Origin of the sequence: Escherichia sp. 94.0001 (assembly GCF_013369155.2) — a bacterium.
GTDB classification, from domain to species: domain Bacteria; phylum Pseudomonadota; class Gammaproteobacteria; order Enterobacterales; family Enterobacteriaceae; genus Escherichia; species Escherichia coli_F.
Window position 1 is genome coordinate 1 of record NZ_JABWMS020000046.1, and the last position, 15,720, is coordinate 15,720.

A 15,720-nucleotide genomic window follows, 5' to 3' on the forward strand; every position below is an offset into this window, starting at 1 on the left:
GGCATATTCTCTGCATTATCATTTTCTACGACTGTCAAAAATCGCTCATTTTTTATTGAGTTTATTTGTTTAATATTATGGGAAAAGATGATGCATATTGGAGAGGAAGAGTATTCCCCGATCAAGCGACCGGGGAAGGGTAGAGATTAATGCGCGCGGCCTTGCTCAACGCCAAAGCCGGTCTGGGAGCGGATAAACTGTGCACGGAACAGTTCACGCTCGCGCGCACCTTCCGCTGAATTATCCGTTGCCGAGAAGAACCAGATGCCGAGGAATGCCACACTGATAGAGAACAGCGCCGGGTATTCGTACGGGAAGATGGCTTTTTCGTGACCGAGGATCTGTACCCAAATGGTAGGGCCGAGAATCATCAGTACCACTGCGGTAATCAGCCCCAGCCAGCCTCCCATCATCGCGCCACGGGTAGTCAGTTTCGACCAGTACATGGAAAGCAGAATGATCGGGAAGTTACAGCTCGCCGCGATGGCAAACGCCAGGCCCACCATAAATGCGATGTTCTGATTCTCAAACAGCACGCCGAGGATAATCGCAATCACGCCCAAAATCAGGACGGTGATTTTCGATACTCGCAGTTCTTCTCGTTCAGTCGCGCCTTTTTTGAAGACGTTAGCGTACAGGTCATGCGAAACCGCGGAAGCGCCTGCCAGCGTCAGTCCCGCAACCACCGCAAGAATGGTGGCGAAAGCAACCGCTGAAATAAAGCCGAGGAACAGGTTGCCGCCCACAGCATTGGCCAGGTGAACTGCCGCCATGTTGTTACCACCAATCAGATGGCCCGCCGCGTCTTTATATTCCGGATTCGCACCGACCAGCATGATCGCACCAAAGCCGATAATAAAGGTCAGGATATAGAAGTAGCCCATAAATCCGGTGGCGTAGAACACGCTCTTACGCGCTTCGCGGGCATCGCTGACCGTAAAGAAGCGCATCAGAATGTGCGGCAAACCAGCCGTACCAAACATCAGCCCCAGACCCAGAGACAGCGCGGAGATGGGATCTTTCACCAATCCGCCCGGCTTCATGATATCGACACCTTTCGGGTGTACCGCCATCGCTTCGCTGAACAGATTGTTGAAGCTAAAGCCGACGTGTTTCATCACCATAAAGGCCATAAAGCTGGCACCGAACAGCAACAGCACGGCTTTGATAATCTGTACCCAGGTGGTCGCCAGCATACCGCCGAACAGGACGTACATCATCATCAGCACGCCGACCAGTACTACCGCAATGTGATAGTTAAGGCCAAACAGCAGCTCGATGAGTTTACCTGCCCCCACCATCTGGGCGATAAGGTAAAGCGCCACCACCACCAGAGAACCACAGGCCGAAAGAATACGAATCGGCCCCTGTTTCAGACGGTAAGAGGCTACATCGGCAAAGGTGTAGCGCCCCAGGTTACGCAGACGTTCGGCAATCAGGAACAGAATGATCGGCCAGCCCACCAGGAAGCCCAGCGAGTAAATTAAGCCATCATAGCCGGAGGTAAACACCAGCGCGGAGATACCCAAGAATGAGGCAGCGGACATATAGTCCCCGGCAATCGCCAGCCCGTTCTGAAAACCGGTGATATTGCCGCCTGCGGTGTAGTAGTCATTACGCGAACGTACGCGTTTTGACGCCCAGTAGGTAATGCCGAGCGTAAACACGACGAAAATCAGGAACATAATAATCGCCTGCCAGTTCGTTGGCTGGCGCTCTACGGCCCCGCTAATAGCATCCGCGGCGTTAGCTGCGAAAGGGAGTGTGGCGGCAAGCGCCGTCAGAACTCTTTTCATGATGCTTGTACCTCATGCAGGACTTCATTATTAAGACGGTCGAATTCGCCGTTCGCCCGCCAGATGTAGATACCAGTGAGAACAAAGGAGATCACAATTACTCCAACACCAATCGGAATACCGCGTGTGACGCTGGTGTTCGGATTCAGCGGAGTGCCCAGCCAGCCGGGCGCGAAGGCGATCAGTAAAATAAAGCCGATATAAACTGCCAGCATAATAATCGACAGGATGGTGGCAAACCGTTGCCGTTTTTCGACTAACTCCCTGAAATGCGCATTGTCTTCTATCCGCTGATAAATAGTGCCATTCATCACAGATTCTCCAGAGGTAATGTAGGGATTGTTTTAATTCCCGCGCCCTTATGGGAGCGGGTTAACGCCCAGGTAACCCTCGCCGAATGTAGGCTGGATAAGGCGTTATACGCCGCATCCGGCAATCAATGCCTGATGCGACGCTGTCGCGTCTTATCAGGCCTACAAATCGTTTCCGACTTGTTGCCCGGATCGCATCCGGCAATTGAGAGTTACGAGGGCATCGCGATAGCCTGCTTCTCTTCAAGCAGCTTCTCGACTACGCCAGGATCGGCAAGCGTCGAGGTATCGCCCAGGTTGCTGGTATCGCCCGCCGCAATTTTGCGCAGAATACGGCGCATAATTTTGCCGGAGCGGGTTTTTGGCAGGGAGTCGGTCCAGTGCAGCACGTCTGGCGTTGCCAGCGGGCCAATCTCTTTACGCACCCAGTTGCGGACTTCTGCGTACAGTTCTGGTGACGGTTCCTCCCCGTGATTAAGCGTGACGTAGGCGTAGATCGCCTGACCTTTAATATTGTGCGGAATACCCACGACAGCGGCTTCGGCAATCTTCGGATGCGCCACCAGCGCCGACTCAATCTCCGCTGTTCCCAGACGGTGACCCGAGACGTTCAGCACGTCGTCCACACGCCCGGTGATCCAGTAATAGCCATCTTCATCACGACGCGCGCCGTCGCCGCTGAAATACATATTTTTGAAGGTGGAGAAGTAGGTCTGTTCAAAGCGTTCGTGATCGCCAAACAATGTACGCGCCTGACCAGGCCAGGAGTCGGTGATCACCAGGCTGCCTTCGGTAGCCCCTTCCTGCGGGTTACCTTCGTTATCGACCAGCGCCGGTTGCACGCCGAAGAACGGACGTGTTGCCGAACCGGCTTTCAGCTCGGTAGCACCAGGCAGTGGTGTGATCATGAAACCGCCGGTTTCGGTCTGCCACCAGGTGTCGACCACCGGGCATTTCTCGTTGCCGATTTTTTTCCAGTACCACTCCCACGCTTCCGGGTTAATTGGCTCGCCCACGGAACCTAGAATGCGCAGTGACGAACGGTCGGTACCTTCGATCGCTTTATCACCTTCCGCCATCAGCGCACGGATCGCCGTGGGCGCGGTATAGAGAATATTGACCTGATGCTTGTCCACCACCTGGGCCATACGGGCAGGCGTCGGCCAGTTCGGTACGCCTTCAAACATCAACGTGGTCGCGCCGCAGGCCAGCGGGCCATACAGCAAATAACTGTGCCCGGTAACCCAGCCCACATCGGCGGTGCACCAGTAGATATCGCCAGGATGATAATCAAAGACATATTTAAAGGTCAGCGCCGCGTACACCAGATAACCGCCGGTAGTGTGCAGCACGCCTTTCGGCTTCCCGGTGGAACCGGAGGTATAGAGAATAAACAGCGGATCTTCGGCGTTCATCTCTTGCGCCTGGTGCTGATCGCTCGCTTGCTCAATCAGATCGTGCCACCACAGATCGCGCCCTTCCTGCCAGTCAATTTTTCCGCCAGTACGCTTCAGTACCACCACATGTTCAATGCTGGTGACGTTCGGGTTTTTCAGCGCGTCATCAACGTTTTTCTTCAGCGGAATACTACGCCCGGCACGCACGCCTTCGTCAGAAGTGATCACCAGCCGTGAGTTAGAATCGATAATGCGTCCGGCAACGGCTTCCGGCGAGAAGCCGCCGAAAATTACCGAATGCACCGCGCCAATGCGGGCGCAGGCCAGCATCGCGACCGCAGCTTCCGGTACCATCGGCATATAAATCGCCACCACGTCACCTTTTTTAATGCCCAGCCCGAGCAGGGTATTGGCGAAGCGGCAGACGTCGCGGTGCAGCTCTTTATAGCTGATATGTTTGCTCTGCCTGGCGTCGTCGCCTTCCCAGATGATGGCGGTGCGATCGCCGTTTTCTTGCAGATGGCGGTCAAGGCAGTTCGCCGCCAGATTCAGCGTGCCGTCCTCGTACCATTTAATGGACACATTACCCGGGGCAAAGGAGGTGTTTTTCACCTTCTGGTAAGGTTTGATCCAGTCGAGAATTTTTCCCTGTTCGCCCCAGAAGGTATCTGGTGCGTTGATAGATTGTTGATACATCGCCTCGTACTGCTGAGGGTTTATCAGGCAACGGTCTGCGATGTTGGCAGGAATGGTGTGTTTGTGAATTTGACTCATGCTTTTGTTCTCCTTGTAGGATGTTAATAATATGTGGCATAAGCGTTAAATGTAGGGGTATTGGCAGTTTTGTTTAGTATTTGGGCGACAGATCACGCAAAAGTAGAATTGTGCAAATAAACGGCAGGGTAATTTTTGAAGGTCAGCAACAAAAGTTGATTAATTCTTTAAGGAACATGCAGTTATGCATGCTGTTGAAAAAGAGGAAGATACTGACTAACTCTAAAGTGGTATTTTACATGCACTTACAATTGATTAAAGACAACATTCACAGTGTGGTTATTTGTTACACATAGGGGCGAGCAATGTCATGACAGTGTAGGTGCGGTTACTGTCGTGAAAAACAATAAAAACCGCCATTGCAACAATGGCGCAATTCGGATGAAGCCCCTATGACAAGGATAAAAATAAACGCACGCCGTATCTTCAGCTTGTTGATTCCTTTTTTCTTTTTCACTTCTGTTCACGCTGAACAAACGGCCGCTCCCGCAAAACCTGTAACTGTGGAAGCGAAGAATGAAACCTTTGCCCCGCAGCATCCCGATCAATATCTCTCCTGGAAAGCCACCTCGGAACAGTCAGAGCGTGTTGACGCCCTGGCGGAAGATCCACGGCTGGTGATCCTGTGGGCGGGGTATCCCTTCTCGCGCGATTACAACAAGCCGCGTGGACATGCCTTTGCTGTGACCGATGTGCGTGAAACCCTGCGTACCGGTGCGCCGAAAAACGCTGAAGATGGTCCGCTACCGATGGCATGCTGGAGTTGTAAAAGCCCGGATGTGGCGCGTCTGATCCAGAAAGACGGCGAAGATGGCTACTTCCACGGTAAATGGGCGCGCGGCGGCCCGGAAATCGTCAACAACTTAGGTTGTGCCGATTGCCATAACACTGCCTCACCAGAGTTCGCCAAAGGCAAACCGGAGTTAACCCTTTCCCGTCCGTATGCGGCTCGCGCGATGGAATCCATTGGTAAACCTTTTGAGAAAGCCGGACGTTTCGACCAGCAATCGATGGTTTGCGGTCAGTGCCATGTGGAGTATTACTTCGATGGCAAAAACAAAGCCGTTAAATTCCCGTGGGATGACGGCATGAAAGTCGAAAATATGGAGCAGTATTACGACAAAATTGCTTTCTCTGACTGGACTAACTCCCTGTCGAAAACACCAATGCTGAAAGCGCAGCACCCGGAATATGAAACCTGGACAGCGGGCATTCACGGCAAAAACAACGTGACCTGTATCGACTGCCATATGCCAAAAGTGCAGAACGCCGAAGGCAAACTCTACACCGACCATAAAATTGGTAATCCGTTTGATAACTTCGCCCAGACTTGTGCGAACTGCCATACCCAGGACAAAGCTGCCCTGCAAAAAGTGGTCGCGGAACGTAAGCAGTCAATTAACGACCTGAAAATCAAGGTTGAAGATCAACTGGTTCACGCTCACTTCGAAGCGAAAGCGGCGCTGGACGCAGGCGCGACAGAAGCCGAAATGAAGCCGATTCAGGACGATATTCGTCATGCCCAGTGGCGTTGGGATCTGGCGATCGCTTCCCACGGTATTCATATGCACGCGCCGGAGGAAGGTCTGAGGATGCTCGGTACGGCGATGGATAAAGCGGCGGATGCGCGCACCAAACTGGCGCGCCTGCTGGCGACCAAAGGCATCACCCATGAAATCCCGATCCCGGATATCTCAACCAAAGAGAAAGCCCAGCAGGCAATTGGCCTGAACATGGAACAAATCAAGGCCGAGAAGCAGGACTTTATCAAAACGGTTATCCCGCAGTGGGAAGAGCAGGCACGTAAAAACGGTCTGTTAAGCCAATAACCCCCGTTCCGCCTCGCAAGGGGCGGAAAACACAATGGAGTGAATATGAGCGTATTACGTTCGTTATTAACTGCCGGGGTGCTGGCGTCGGGCCTGTTGTGGAGCCTGAACGGAATTACCGCTACCCCTGCGGCGCAGGCATCTGGTGATCGCTACGAAGTTACCCAGCAGCGTAACCCGGATGCCGCCTGTCTGGACTGTCATAAACCAGATACCGAAGGTATGCATGGCAAACATGCTTCCGTTATCAACCCGAATAACAAACTGCCGGTCACCTGCACCAACTGTCACGGCCAGCCATCACCGCAACACCGCGAAGGGGTGAAAGATGTGATGCGCTTTAACGAGCCGATGTACAAGGTTGGAGAGCAGAACAGCGTGTGTATGTCCTGCCATCTGCCGGAACAGTTGCAAAAAGCGTTCTGGCCGCACGATGTCCACGTAACCAAAGTGGCGTGCGCCAGCTGCCATTCCCTGCATCCACAGCAAGATACGATGCAGACGTTAAGTGACAAAGGACGGATTAAGATTTGCGTCGATTGCCACAGCGATCAGCGCACCAATCCGAACTTTAACCCGGCGTCTGTTCCGTTGCTTAAGGAGCAGCCATGACCTGGTCTCGTCGCCAGTTTCTCACCGGCGTCGGCGTGCTGGCAGCCGTCAGCGGCACCGCAGGACGCGTGGTGGCGAAAACGTTGAATATCAATGGGGTGCGTTACGGCATGGTGCATGACGAGTCGTTATGCATCGGCTGTACTGCCTGTATGGATGCTTGTCGGGAAGCGAACAATGTGCCGGAAGGCGTCTCGCGCCTGACAATTATTCGTAGCGAGCCGCAGGGCGAATTTCCTGATGTGAAATATCGCTTCTTTCGTAAGTCTTGCCAGCACTGCGACCATGCACCGTGCGTTGATGTCTGCCCAACGGGTGCGTCTTTTCGCGATGCTGCCAGCGGGATTGTCGATGTTAACCCAGATCTCTGCGTCGGTTGTCAGTACTGCATCGCCGCCTGTCCGTACCGTGTGCGCTTTATCCATCCGGTCACGAAGACGGCGGACAAATGCGATTTCTGCCGTAAGACCAATTTGCAGGCCGGTAAGCTCCCCGCGTGCGTTGAGGCTTGCCCGACGAAGGCGCTCACGTTTGGCAATCTGGACGATCCCAACAGTGAGATTTCGCAACTGCTACGCCAGAAGCCCACTTACCGCTACAAGCTGGCGCTGGGAACCAAACCGAAGCTGTACCGCGTACCGTTTAAATACGGGGAGGTGAGCCAATGACGCAGACTTCCGCATTTCATTTTGAATCGCTGGTGTGGGACTGGCCGATTGCCATCTACCTGTTTTTGATTGGTATTTCTGCCGGTCTGGTGACGCTGGCCGTGCTGTTACGTCGCTTCTACCCGCAGGCGGGTGGTACAGACAGTACGTTGCTGCGAACCACGCTGATTGTCGGGCCTGGCGCGGTGATCCTCGGTCTGTTGATTCTCGTCTTCCACCTGACAAGACCGTGGACCTTCTGGAAGCTGATGTTCCATTACAGTTTTACCTCGGTGATGTCGATGGGGGTGATGCTGTTTCAGCTCTACATGGTGGTGCTGGTGTTGTGGCTGGCGAAAATCTTTGAACATGATTTGCTTGCCCTGCAACAACGCTGGTTGCCGAAGCTGGGGATCGTACAAAAGGTTCTGAGTCTGCTGACGCCCGTTCATCGCGGACTGGAAACATTGATGCTAGTGCTGGCGGTGCTGCTGGGGGCTTATACCGGCTTTCTGCTGTCGGCGCTGAAATCGTATCCGTTCCTCAATAACCCGATCCTGCCGGTGCTGTTCCTCTTCTCCGGCATCTCGTCCGGTGCGGCGGTGGCGTTGATCGCTATGGCGATACGCCAGCGCAGTAATCCGCGCTCCACGGAAGCGCACTTTGTTCACCGTATGGAAATCCCTGTGGTATGGGGCGAAATCTTCCTGCTGGTGGCGTTTTTTGTTGGACTGGCGCTGGGCGATGACGGCAAAGTGCGTGCGCTGGTGGCAGCATTGGGCGGTGGTTTCTGGACGTGGTGGTTCTGGCTTGGTGTCGCCGGGTTGGGGCTGATTGTGCCAATGTTGCTCAAACCGTGGGTGAATCGCAGTTCCGGGATTCCTGCCGTGCTGGCGGCGTGTGGGGCCAGCCTGGTCGGGGTGTTGATGCTGCGCTTTTTCATTCTCTACGCTGGGCAGTTGACGGTGGCGTAAGCCAGAAAAGAGGTGGTTTCTGGACGTATTCCTTCCTGAAGTCGGTTTTCTGGCGTTGTTGTTAAGTCTTGGGGTCAACGTGTTGACCCCGTTGACAACCTTTGCGGGAGTGCGGTTGCGCTGGCCTGCCATGATGCGACTCACTTGCATCGGCACTCTGGCGCAGTTCGCGCTCCTGCTGCTCGCCTTTGGCGTACTGACGTATTGTTTTCTCATCAGCGATTTCTCGGTCATTTATGTCGCCCAACATAGCTACAGCCTGCTGTCGTGGGAACTCAAACTGGCGGCAGTGTGGGGAGGGCATGAAGGTTCGTTGCTACTTTGGGTGCTACTCCTTTCCGCGTGGAGTGCGCTGTTTGCCTGGCATTATCGGCAGCAAACCGATCCGCTATTTCCGCTGACGCTAGCCGTTTTATCTCTCATGCTCACCGCACTGCTACTGTTTGTGGTGCTGTGGTCCGATCCGTTTGCGCGGATATTTCCGCCAGCAATCGAAGGTCGCGATCTCAATCCGATGCTGCAACATCCCGGTCTTATCTTTCATCCGCCGCTGCTTTATCTCGGCTATGGTGGTTTGATGGTGGCGGCGAGTGTGGCGCTGGCGAGTCTACTGCGCGGTGAGTTTGATGCTGCCAGCGCCCGAATTTGCTGGCGTTGGGCACTACCAGGCTGGGGGGCATTAACTGCGGGGATCATCCTTGGTTCCTGGTGGGCCTATTGCGAACTGGGCTGGGGCGGCTGGTGGTTCTGGGACCCGGTGGAAAACGCCTCTTTATTACCCTGGCTTTCTGCCACTGCGCTGCTGCACAGTTTGTCCCTGACACGCCAGCGGGGGATTTTCCGCCACTGGTCGCTGTTACTGGCGATAGTTACTCTGATGCTGTCGCTGCTGGGCACCTTAATTGTCCGCTCTGGCATTCTGGTTTCGGTTCATGCGTTCGCACTGGATAACGTCCGCGCCGTGCCGTTGTTCAGCCTGTTTGCGTTGATTAGCCTTGTGTCTCTGGCTCTGTATGGCTGGCGAGCGCGGGACGGTGGCCCGGCGGTGCATTTTTCGGGGTTATCGCGGGAAATGTTAATCCTCGCTACGCTGTTGCTGTTTTGCGCAGTGCTACTGATCGTGCTGGTGGGAACGCTTTATCCGATGATTTACGGCCTGCTGGGCTGGGGACGCCTCTCCGTTGGCGCGCCGTATTTTAACCGCGCGACGTTACCGTTTGGTCTGTTGATGCTGGTGGTGATTGTGCTGGCGACGTTTGTCTCTGGCAAACGCGTTCAGCTTCCGGCGCTGCTGGCGCATGCGGGTGTGCTGTTATTTGCCGCGGGGATCGTGGTTTCAAGCGTCAGCCGTCAGGAGATCAGCCTGAATTTACAGCCGGGTCAGCAGGTGACTCTGGCAGGATATACCTTCCGTTTTGAGCGCCTCGATCTGCAAGCCAAAGGTAATTACACCAGCGAAAAAGCGATAGTGGCGCTGTTTGACCATCAGCAACGCATTGGTGAACTGACGCCGGAGCGGCGTTTTTACGAAGCACGTCGTCAGCAAATGATGGAACCGGCAATTCGCTGGAACGGCATCCATGACTGGTATGCGGTCATGGGCGAGAAAACCGGACCGGATCGTTACGCTTTTCGTTTGTATGTACAACGCGGTGTGCGCTGGATCTGGGGGGGAGGATTGTTGATGATTGCGGGCGCATTGTTAAGCGGATGGCGGGGGAGGAAGCGCGATGAATAAAGGGCTTCTCACGCTACTGCTGTTATTTACCTGTTTTGCGCGCGCTCAGGTTGTAGACACCTGGCAATTCGCCAATCCGCAACAACAGGAACAGGCGTTAACTATTGCCAGCCAGTTACGCTGCCCGCAGTGCCAGAATCAGAACTTACTGGAATCCAATGCGCCGGTGGCAGTCAGTATGCGCCATCAGGTTTACAGCATGGTGGCGGAGGGGAAAAGTGAAGTCGAAATCATTGGCTGGATGACCGAACGCTACGGAGATTTTGTTCGCTATAACCCACCGTTAACCGGTCAGACGCTGGTGTTGTGGGCGCTGCCAGTGGTGTTGTTACTGCTGATGATACTGATCCTCTGGCGGGTAAGGGCGAAGCGATGAAACAGCCTCAAATACCGGTGAAAATGCTGACAACACTCACGATATTGATGGTATTTCTCTGTATCGGCAGTTATCTGTTAAGCCCAAAATGGCAGGCGGTACGTGCGGAGTATCAGCGTCAGCGCGATCCGCTACATCAGTTTGCCAGCCAGCAAACCCCGGAAGCGCAGCTTCAGGCATTGCAGGATAAAATCCGCGCTAATCCACAAAACAGCGAACAATGGGCGTTACTGGGTGAGTATTATCTGTGGCAAAACGATTACAGCAATTCGCTGCTGGCGTACCGTCAGGCGTTGCGACTACGTGGTGAAAACGCTGAACTGTATGCGGCGCTGGCGACGGTGCTTTATTACCAGGCCAGCCAGCATATGACCGCCCAGACTCGCACACTGATCGACAAAGCCCTCGCGCTGGACTCTAACGAAATCACCGCTCTGATGCTGCTGGCTTCAGATGCGTTTATGCAGGCGAATTACGCGCAAGCCATCGAACTATGGCAAAAAGTGATGGATCTCAACTCACCCCGGATCAACCGGACACAGCTGGTCGAGTCGATTAATATGGCGAAACTGTTGCAGCGGAGATCGGATTAATCATCTGGCGATGAAGATTATGTTATTGAGCTGCATAAAAAATAATCGAATGAACATCTGCCAAAAATAATCACCAATCAGTATTATTGCAGATTAAACAAATAAAAATCTTTCCATAACAAATGGTTATTCATTAATCCTGCCATAAACTCGCGTTATTATGCATTAATGCAGCGAAAAGCTCTGTTGTTAAAGGGTTGCGCAACATACCGCGCAAATGATACTGATCATAAGCGTTAAAAAAATCTACAAACCAACGCAACACAATTCATGCCCTGGCAGTATGTCACGTTCTCGCGTTTCTGAACGGGGAACGGCGCTCCATTGAGGAAGTTATTCTGATGAAAAATATAAAATTCAGCCTGGCCTGGCAGATTCTGTTTGCTATGGTGCTGGGCATTCTCCTGGGAAGCTACCTGCACTATCATAGCGACAGTCGCGACTGGCTGGTCGTCAATTTGCTCTCTCCGGCGGGTGATATCTTCATCCATCTGATCAAAATGATTGTTGTGCCGATTGTGATCTCCACGCTGGTGGTGGGTATCGCGGGTGTTGGTGATGCCAAACAGCTCGGGCGTATTGGCGCGAAAACCATTATTTACTTCGAGGTGATCACCACCGTCGCCATCATTTTGGGGATTACTCTGGCGAACGTCTTCCAGCCCGGTGCCGGGGTGGATATGTCGCAGCTGGCGACCGTCGATATCTCGAAATATCAGAGCACTACGGAAGCGGTACAAAGCAGTTCCCACGGCATTATGGGCACGATTTTGTCGCTGGTACCGACGAACATTGTGGCGTCGATGGCGAAAGGCGAAATGCTGCCGATCATCTTCTTCTCGGTGCTGTTTGGTCTGGGGCTTTCCTCCCTGCCCGCGACGCATCGTGAACCGCTGGTGACCGTGTTCCGCTCCATCTCTGAAACCATGTTTAAAGTGACTCACATGGTGATGCGTTATGCGCCAGTGGGTGTGTTTGCGCTGATTGCGGTGACGGTGGCTAACTTTGGTTTCTCGTCTCTGTGGCCACTGGCGAAACTGGTGCTGCTGGTGCATTTCGCCATTCTGTTCTTCGCGCTGGTAGTGCTGGGAATTGTGGCGCGCCTGTGCGGGTTAAGCGTCTGGATCCTGATTCGTATTCTGAAAGATGAGCTGATTCTGGCGTACTCCACTGCCAGTTCTGAAAGCGTGCTGCCGCGAATTATTGAGAAGATGGAAGCCTATGGTGCACCGGCGTCGATCACCAGTTTCGTGGTGCCGACCGGTTACTCTTTTAACCTTGATGGTTCGACGCTGTATCAAAGTATTGCCGCTATTTTCATCGCGCAGTTGTATGGCATTGACCTGTCCATCTGGCAGGAAATCATTCTGGTGCTGACGCTGATGGTGACCTCGAAAGGGATTGCTGGCGTGCCGGGCGTGTCGTTTGTGGTGTTGCTGGCAACGCTGGGCAGCGTAGGGATCCCGCTGGAAGGTCTGGCGTTTATTGCCGGTGTTGACCGTATCCTCGACATGGCGCGTACTGCGCTGAACGTGGTGGGTAATGCGCTGGCGGTGCTGGTGATTGCCAAGTGGGAACACAAATTTGACCGTAAGAAAGCGCTGGCTTATGAGCGCGAAGTGCTGGGCAAATTTGATAAAACTGCGGATCAATAATTGAGGATTGCCGGGGACATACACCCGGCAATGTGTGGATGCCTGATGCGACGCTTGCCGCGTCTTATCAGGCCTACATTAACCGTTAGTTAATTTTTCAAACTCTTCACACCCGGTATCAAACCCTTCCATACAGCTCAGGTTCAGCCAGTGCAGCGCCTTCTGTTTGTTCTTCTCGATAAAACCTTCTTCACCATTTAAGAACATCATTCCCGCCCAGTACTCGGAATAACCGGTTCGTGAAATCGCAGAGCTGCGTTTGAAATACCAGGTAGCCTTGTCATCGTCGGCCTTAATGCCCACGCCGTTGGCGTAAATCAAACCAAGCAGCATCTGAGCATCGACGGCAGAGTCGTTCTCCAGATCTTCCGAGGCGTTTTCTAACAGCGAAATCGCCTTTGGATAATCCGGTTTACCCGCTTGCGTATTTACCAGAATATGCGCCAGCGTTACTTCACCTTCTTTACTGCCTGCTTGCGCCGCTTTCTCTGCAAGAACTTTTGCTTGTGGATAGTCCAGACTGACCGGATTGGTGATTTTGATCTGCGCCAACAGCGCGCAGGCATCAGCATCACCGCTGTCGGCGGCTTTCTGTGCCCAATATTCGGCTTTGCTCAAATCGCCGGAGCTAAACCAGCTGTCGGCAAGAAAATATTGTGCGCGTCGGTCTCCAGCCTCTGCAGCCTTGAGATACTGACTGCCAGGCTCGGAGCCGTTCGCATGGGCAAAGAATGTCAAAAACAACATCAATGCGATAATTTTTTTCATTTTGATAATACGATTGGGTAGGGAGTGACCAGTATAAAGAGTTCGAATGGATAAAAAAACAGCCTCCAACAGGAGGCTGTAGAAAGGACTGTATTACGCCAATGCCGCTTCGCGCAGGCGAGTTTTCAACTTGTTGTACTCGTCAATCACGTACTGCTCGGCGGCGCGCTGATCGGCGATCGGCTCGACGCGCACGGCGCAGTATTTGTATTCCGGCGTTTTCGTAATCGGGCTTAAGTTTTCGGTAACCAGCTCGTTACAGGCACCAATCCACCACTGGTAGGTCATGTAAATCGCCCCTTTGTTCGGACGATCGCTGACCTGCGCACGGGTGATAATTTTGCCTTTACGCGAGTGCACCCAAACCAATGCCTCATCTTCAATACCCAGACGTTTGGCGTCTTCGGTATTGATTTGTGCGTAGCCAGGTTCATCAGCCAGCGCCGCCAGTGCCGCACAGTTACCGGTCATCGAACGGCAAGAGTAGTGACCGACTTCACGCACCGTTGACAGTACCATCGGATACTCGTCGGTGAGTTTGTCGATTGGCGCTACCCAGTCGCAGGTGAAGAACTGCGCCAGACCGTTCGGAGTATCAAACTTCTCTTTAAACAGATAAGAAGTCCCCTGATCGGCATCTGAAGTATCGCGACAAGGCCACTGAATGAAGCCCAGTTCGCCCATTTTCTCGTAAGTCGCACCGTAGAAATCCGGGCACAGATGACGCAACTCATCCCAGATCTCCTGGGTGTTGTTGTAGTGCATCGGATAACCCATACGGGTGGCGATTTCACTGATAATCTGCCAGTCCGTTTTCAGATCCCATTTCGGTTCAACTGCTTTGAAGAAACGCTGGAAGCCACGGTCAGCCGCAGTAAACACGCCTTCATGCTCGCCCCACGAGGTGGACGGTAAAATGACATCCGCCGCCGACGCGGTTTTGGTCATAAAGATGTCCTGAACGATGACCAGTTCCAGATCTTCAAAGGCTTTACGTACTGCCGACAGCTCCGCGTCAGTTTGTAGCGGATCTTCGCCCATAATGTACGCGGCACGCACTTCACCATGCGCTGCGCGATGCGGCAGCTCGCTGATGCGATAACCGGTATGAGCAGGCAGGCTTTCCACGCCCCAGGCTTTGGCGAATTTCTCGCGGTTAGCCGGATCTTTCACATACTGGTAGCCAGGGTAAGTATCTGGCAGTGCGCCCATATCGCAGGCCCCCTGCACGTTGTTTTGACCACGAACCGGGTTTACACCCGCATGCGGCTTACCGAGGTTACCAGTCAGCATCGCGAGGCTGGTCAGAGAACGCACGGTTTCCACGCCCTGGTAGAACTGGGTTACACCCATGCCCCACAGGATGGCGGCGCTTTTCGCCTGGGCATACATCCGCGCCGCCTGACGAATCTCACTGGCGCTGACGCCGGTGATATCTTCAACCGACTCCGGCGTGTAGCCTTCAACGATTTTACGATACTCTTCAAAGCCTTCTGTACGGGAAGCGACGAACGCTTTGTCGTACAGATTTTCTTCAATAATGACATGGCCCATTGCATTCGACAGCGCGATGTTCGAGCCGTTTTTCAGTGCAATGTGCATGTCAGCAATGCGCGCAGTTTCAATTTTGCGCGGATCGCAGACGATAATTTTCGCCCCGTTACGTTTAGCGTTAATTACGTGATTCGCCACGATAGGGTGGGAATCCGCCGGGTTGTACCCGAAAACGAACACTAAGTCGGTATTATCAATTTCGTTAATAGCATTGCTCATTGCGCCATTACCGACCGATTGGTGCAGACCTGCAACCGATGGGCCGTGTCAGACACGAGCGCAGCAATCAACGTTATTGGTACCAATAACGGCGCGCGCAAATTTTTGCATTACATAGTTGGTTTCGTTACCCGTACCACGCGAGGAGCCGGTCGTCTGGATGGCATCCGGACCGTACTTCTCTTTGATGGCGCTCAGGCGCTCGGCAACGTAATTCAGTGCCTCATCCCAGGAAACAGGTTCGAGTTTGCCGCCACGCTGGCGACGGATCATGGGGGTTTTCAGGCGCGGGGTCAGGATCTGGGTATCGTTAATGAAATCCCAGCCATAATAACCCTTCAGACACAGGGTACCCTGGTTGGTTTTGCCCTGCGCTGCCTCCGCCCGGACGATTTTGCCGTTATCGACGACCAGGTTGATTTTGCAACCTGATGCGCAATAGGGGCAAACCGTGACGACTTTTTTCATCGGTCTCGC

13 protein-coding genes are annotated in these 15,720 nt (G+C 53.5%); 8 read left to right on the top strand and 5 right to left on the bottom strand.

Annotated elements, in window-relative coordinates; all coding sequences use genetic code 11:
- Positions 1-146: 146 nt before the first annotated feature.
- The 3 genes from actP to acs form a co-directional block, all read right to left on the bottom strand.
- Positions 147-1,796 carry a cation/acetate symporter ActP gene (gene actP, locus HEN33_RS17715; protein ID WP_000832550.1) on the bottom strand — a complete coding sequence of 550 codons (1,650 nt, stop codon included), beginning with the start codon at positions 1,794-1,796 and terminating at the stop codon, positions 147-149.
- Positions 1,793-2,107 (bottom strand): DUF485 domain-containing protein, encoded by a 315-nt coding sequence (locus HEN33_RS17720; protein WP_001014565.1) that lies wholly within the window; start codon positions 2,105-2,107, stop codon positions 1,793-1,795. Before HEN33_RS17720 ends, actP begins: the two co-directional genes overlap by 4 nt.
- A gap of 212 nt (positions 2,108-2,319) precedes the next feature.
- Positions 2,320-4,278, bottom strand: coding sequence for an acetate--CoA ligase (acs, locus tag HEN33_RS17725; RefSeq protein ID WP_176263640.1), 1,959 nt, complete (start codon positions 4,276-4,278; stop codon positions 2,320-2,322).
- Positions 4,279-4,670: 392 nt separating this feature from the next.
- Between acs and nrfA the strand changes: the two genes are divergently transcribed.
- From nrfA to gltP, 8 genes are all read left to right on the top strand, one after another.
- The gene (gene nrfA, locus HEN33_RS17730) at positions 4,671-6,107 is read left to right on the top strand and encodes an ammonia-forming nitrite reductase cytochrome c552 subunit (RefSeq protein ID WP_160529928.1); all 1,437 of its coding nucleotides are present in this window, start codon (positions 4,671-4,673) and stop codon (positions 6,105-6,107) included.
- A 45-nt stretch (positions 6,108-6,152) separates the two neighbouring features.
- A complete protein-coding gene (nrfB, locus tag HEN33_RS17735) occupies positions 6,153-6,719 on the top strand; it encodes a cytochrome c nitrite reductase pentaheme subunit (RefSeq protein ID WP_001296647.1) in 567 nt (188 codons plus the stop codon).
- Positions 6,716-7,387, top strand: coding sequence for a cytochrome c nitrite reductase Fe-S protein (gene nrfC, locus HEN33_RS17740; protein WP_032185690.1), 672 nt, complete (start codon positions 6,716-6,718; stop codon positions 7,385-7,387). Before nrfB ends, nrfC begins: the two co-directional genes overlap by 4 nt.
- Positions 7,384-8,340: a cytochrome c nitrite reductase subunit NrfD gene (gene nrfD / locus HEN33_RS17745; RefSeq protein WP_176263641.1), complete on the top strand. Its 957-nt coding sequence runs from the start codon at positions 7,384-7,386 to the stop codon at positions 8,338-8,340. The genes nrfC and nrfD overlap by 4 nt, the downstream gene beginning before the upstream one ends.
- 19 nt (positions 8,341-8,359) lie before the next feature.
- Complete coding sequence (locus HEN33_RS17750; RefSeq protein ID WP_071533219.1) at positions 8,360-10,078, top strand: heme lyase CcmF/NrfE family subunit; 1,719 nt, start codon at positions 8,360-8,362, stop codon at positions 10,076-10,078.
- A complete protein-coding gene (gene nrfF / locus HEN33_RS17755; RefSeq protein ID WP_001032540.1) occupies positions 10,071-10,454 on the top strand; it encodes a heme lyase NrfEFG subunit NrfF in 384 nt (127 codons plus the stop codon). The genes HEN33_RS17750 and nrfF overlap by 8 nt, the downstream gene beginning before the upstream one ends.
- The gene (gene nrfG / locus HEN33_RS17760; RefSeq protein ID WP_105277334.1) at positions 10,451-11,047 is read left to right on the top strand and encodes a heme lyase NrfEFG subunit NrfG; all 597 of its coding nucleotides are present in this window, start codon (positions 10,451-10,453) and stop codon (positions 11,045-11,047) included. The genes nrfF and nrfG overlap by 4 nt, the downstream gene beginning before the upstream one ends.
- 341 nt (positions 11,048-11,388) lie before the next feature.
- On the top strand, positions 11,389-12,702 hold the full coding sequence (gene gltP / locus HEN33_RS17765) for a glutamate/aspartate:proton symporter GltP (protein ID WP_000789589.1): 1,314 nt from the start codon (positions 11,389-11,391) through the stop codon (positions 12,700-12,702).
- 78 nt (positions 12,703-12,780) lie between these two features.
- On the opposite strand, the gene yjcO is transcribed toward gltP, so the two are convergent.
- A complete protein-coding gene (gene yjcO / locus HEN33_RS17770; RefSeq protein WP_000719893.1) occupies positions 12,781-13,470 on the bottom strand; it encodes a Sel1 family TPR-like repeat protein YjcO in 690 nt (229 codons plus the stop codon).
- 93 nt (positions 13,471-13,563) lie between these two features.
- Positions 13,564-15,711 (bottom strand): formate dehydrogenase subunit alpha, encoded by a 2,148-nt coding sequence (gene fdhF / locus HEN33_RS17775; RefSeq protein ID WP_176263642.1) that lies wholly within the window; start codon positions 15,709-15,711, stop codon positions 13,564-13,566.
- Between the last annotated feature and the right edge of the window lie 9 nt (positions 15,712-15,720).

Bases quoted from the DNA above. Each gene is read 5' to 3' on its own strand.
- nrfF (WP_001032540.1), top strand. From the start codon at position 10,071: ATGAATAAAGGGCTTCTCACGCTACTGCTGTTATTTACCTGTTTTGCG.
- HEN33_RS17720 (WP_001014565.1), bottom strand. From the start codon at position 2,107: ATGAATGGCACTATTTATCAGCGGATAGAAGACAATGCGCATTTCAGG.
- gltP (WP_000789589.1), top strand. From the start codon at position 11,389: ATGAAAAATATAAAATTCAGCCTGGCCTGGCAGATTCTGTTTGCTATG.
- nrfG (WP_105277334.1), top strand. From the start codon at position 10,451: ATGAAACAGCCTCAAATACCGGTGAAAATGCTGACAACACTCACGATA.
- actP (WP_000832550.1), bottom strand. From the start codon at position 1,796: ATGAAAAGAGTTCTGACGGCGCTTGCCGCCACACTCCCTTTCGCAGCT.
- nrfD (WP_176263641.1), top strand. From the start codon at position 7,384: ATGACGCAGACTTCCGCATTTCATTTTGAATCGCTGGTGTGGGACTGG.
- nrfA (WP_160529928.1), top strand. From the start codon at position 4,671: ATGACAAGGATAAAAATAAACGCACGCCGTATCTTCAGCTTGTTGATT.
- nrfC (WP_032185690.1), top strand. From the start codon at position 6,716: ATGACCTGGTCTCGTCGCCAGTTTCTCACCGGCGTCGGCGTGCTGGCA.
- acs (WP_176263640.1), bottom strand. From the start codon at position 4,278: ATGAGTCAAATTCACAAACACACCATTCCTGCCAACATCGCAGACCGT.
- yjcO (WP_000719893.1), bottom strand. From the start codon at position 13,470: ATGAAAAAAATTATCGCATTGATGTTGTTTTTGACATTCTTTGCCCAT.
- nrfB (WP_001296647.1), top strand. From the start codon at position 6,153: ATGAGCGTATTACGTTCGTTATTAACTGCCGGGGTGCTGGCGTCGGGC.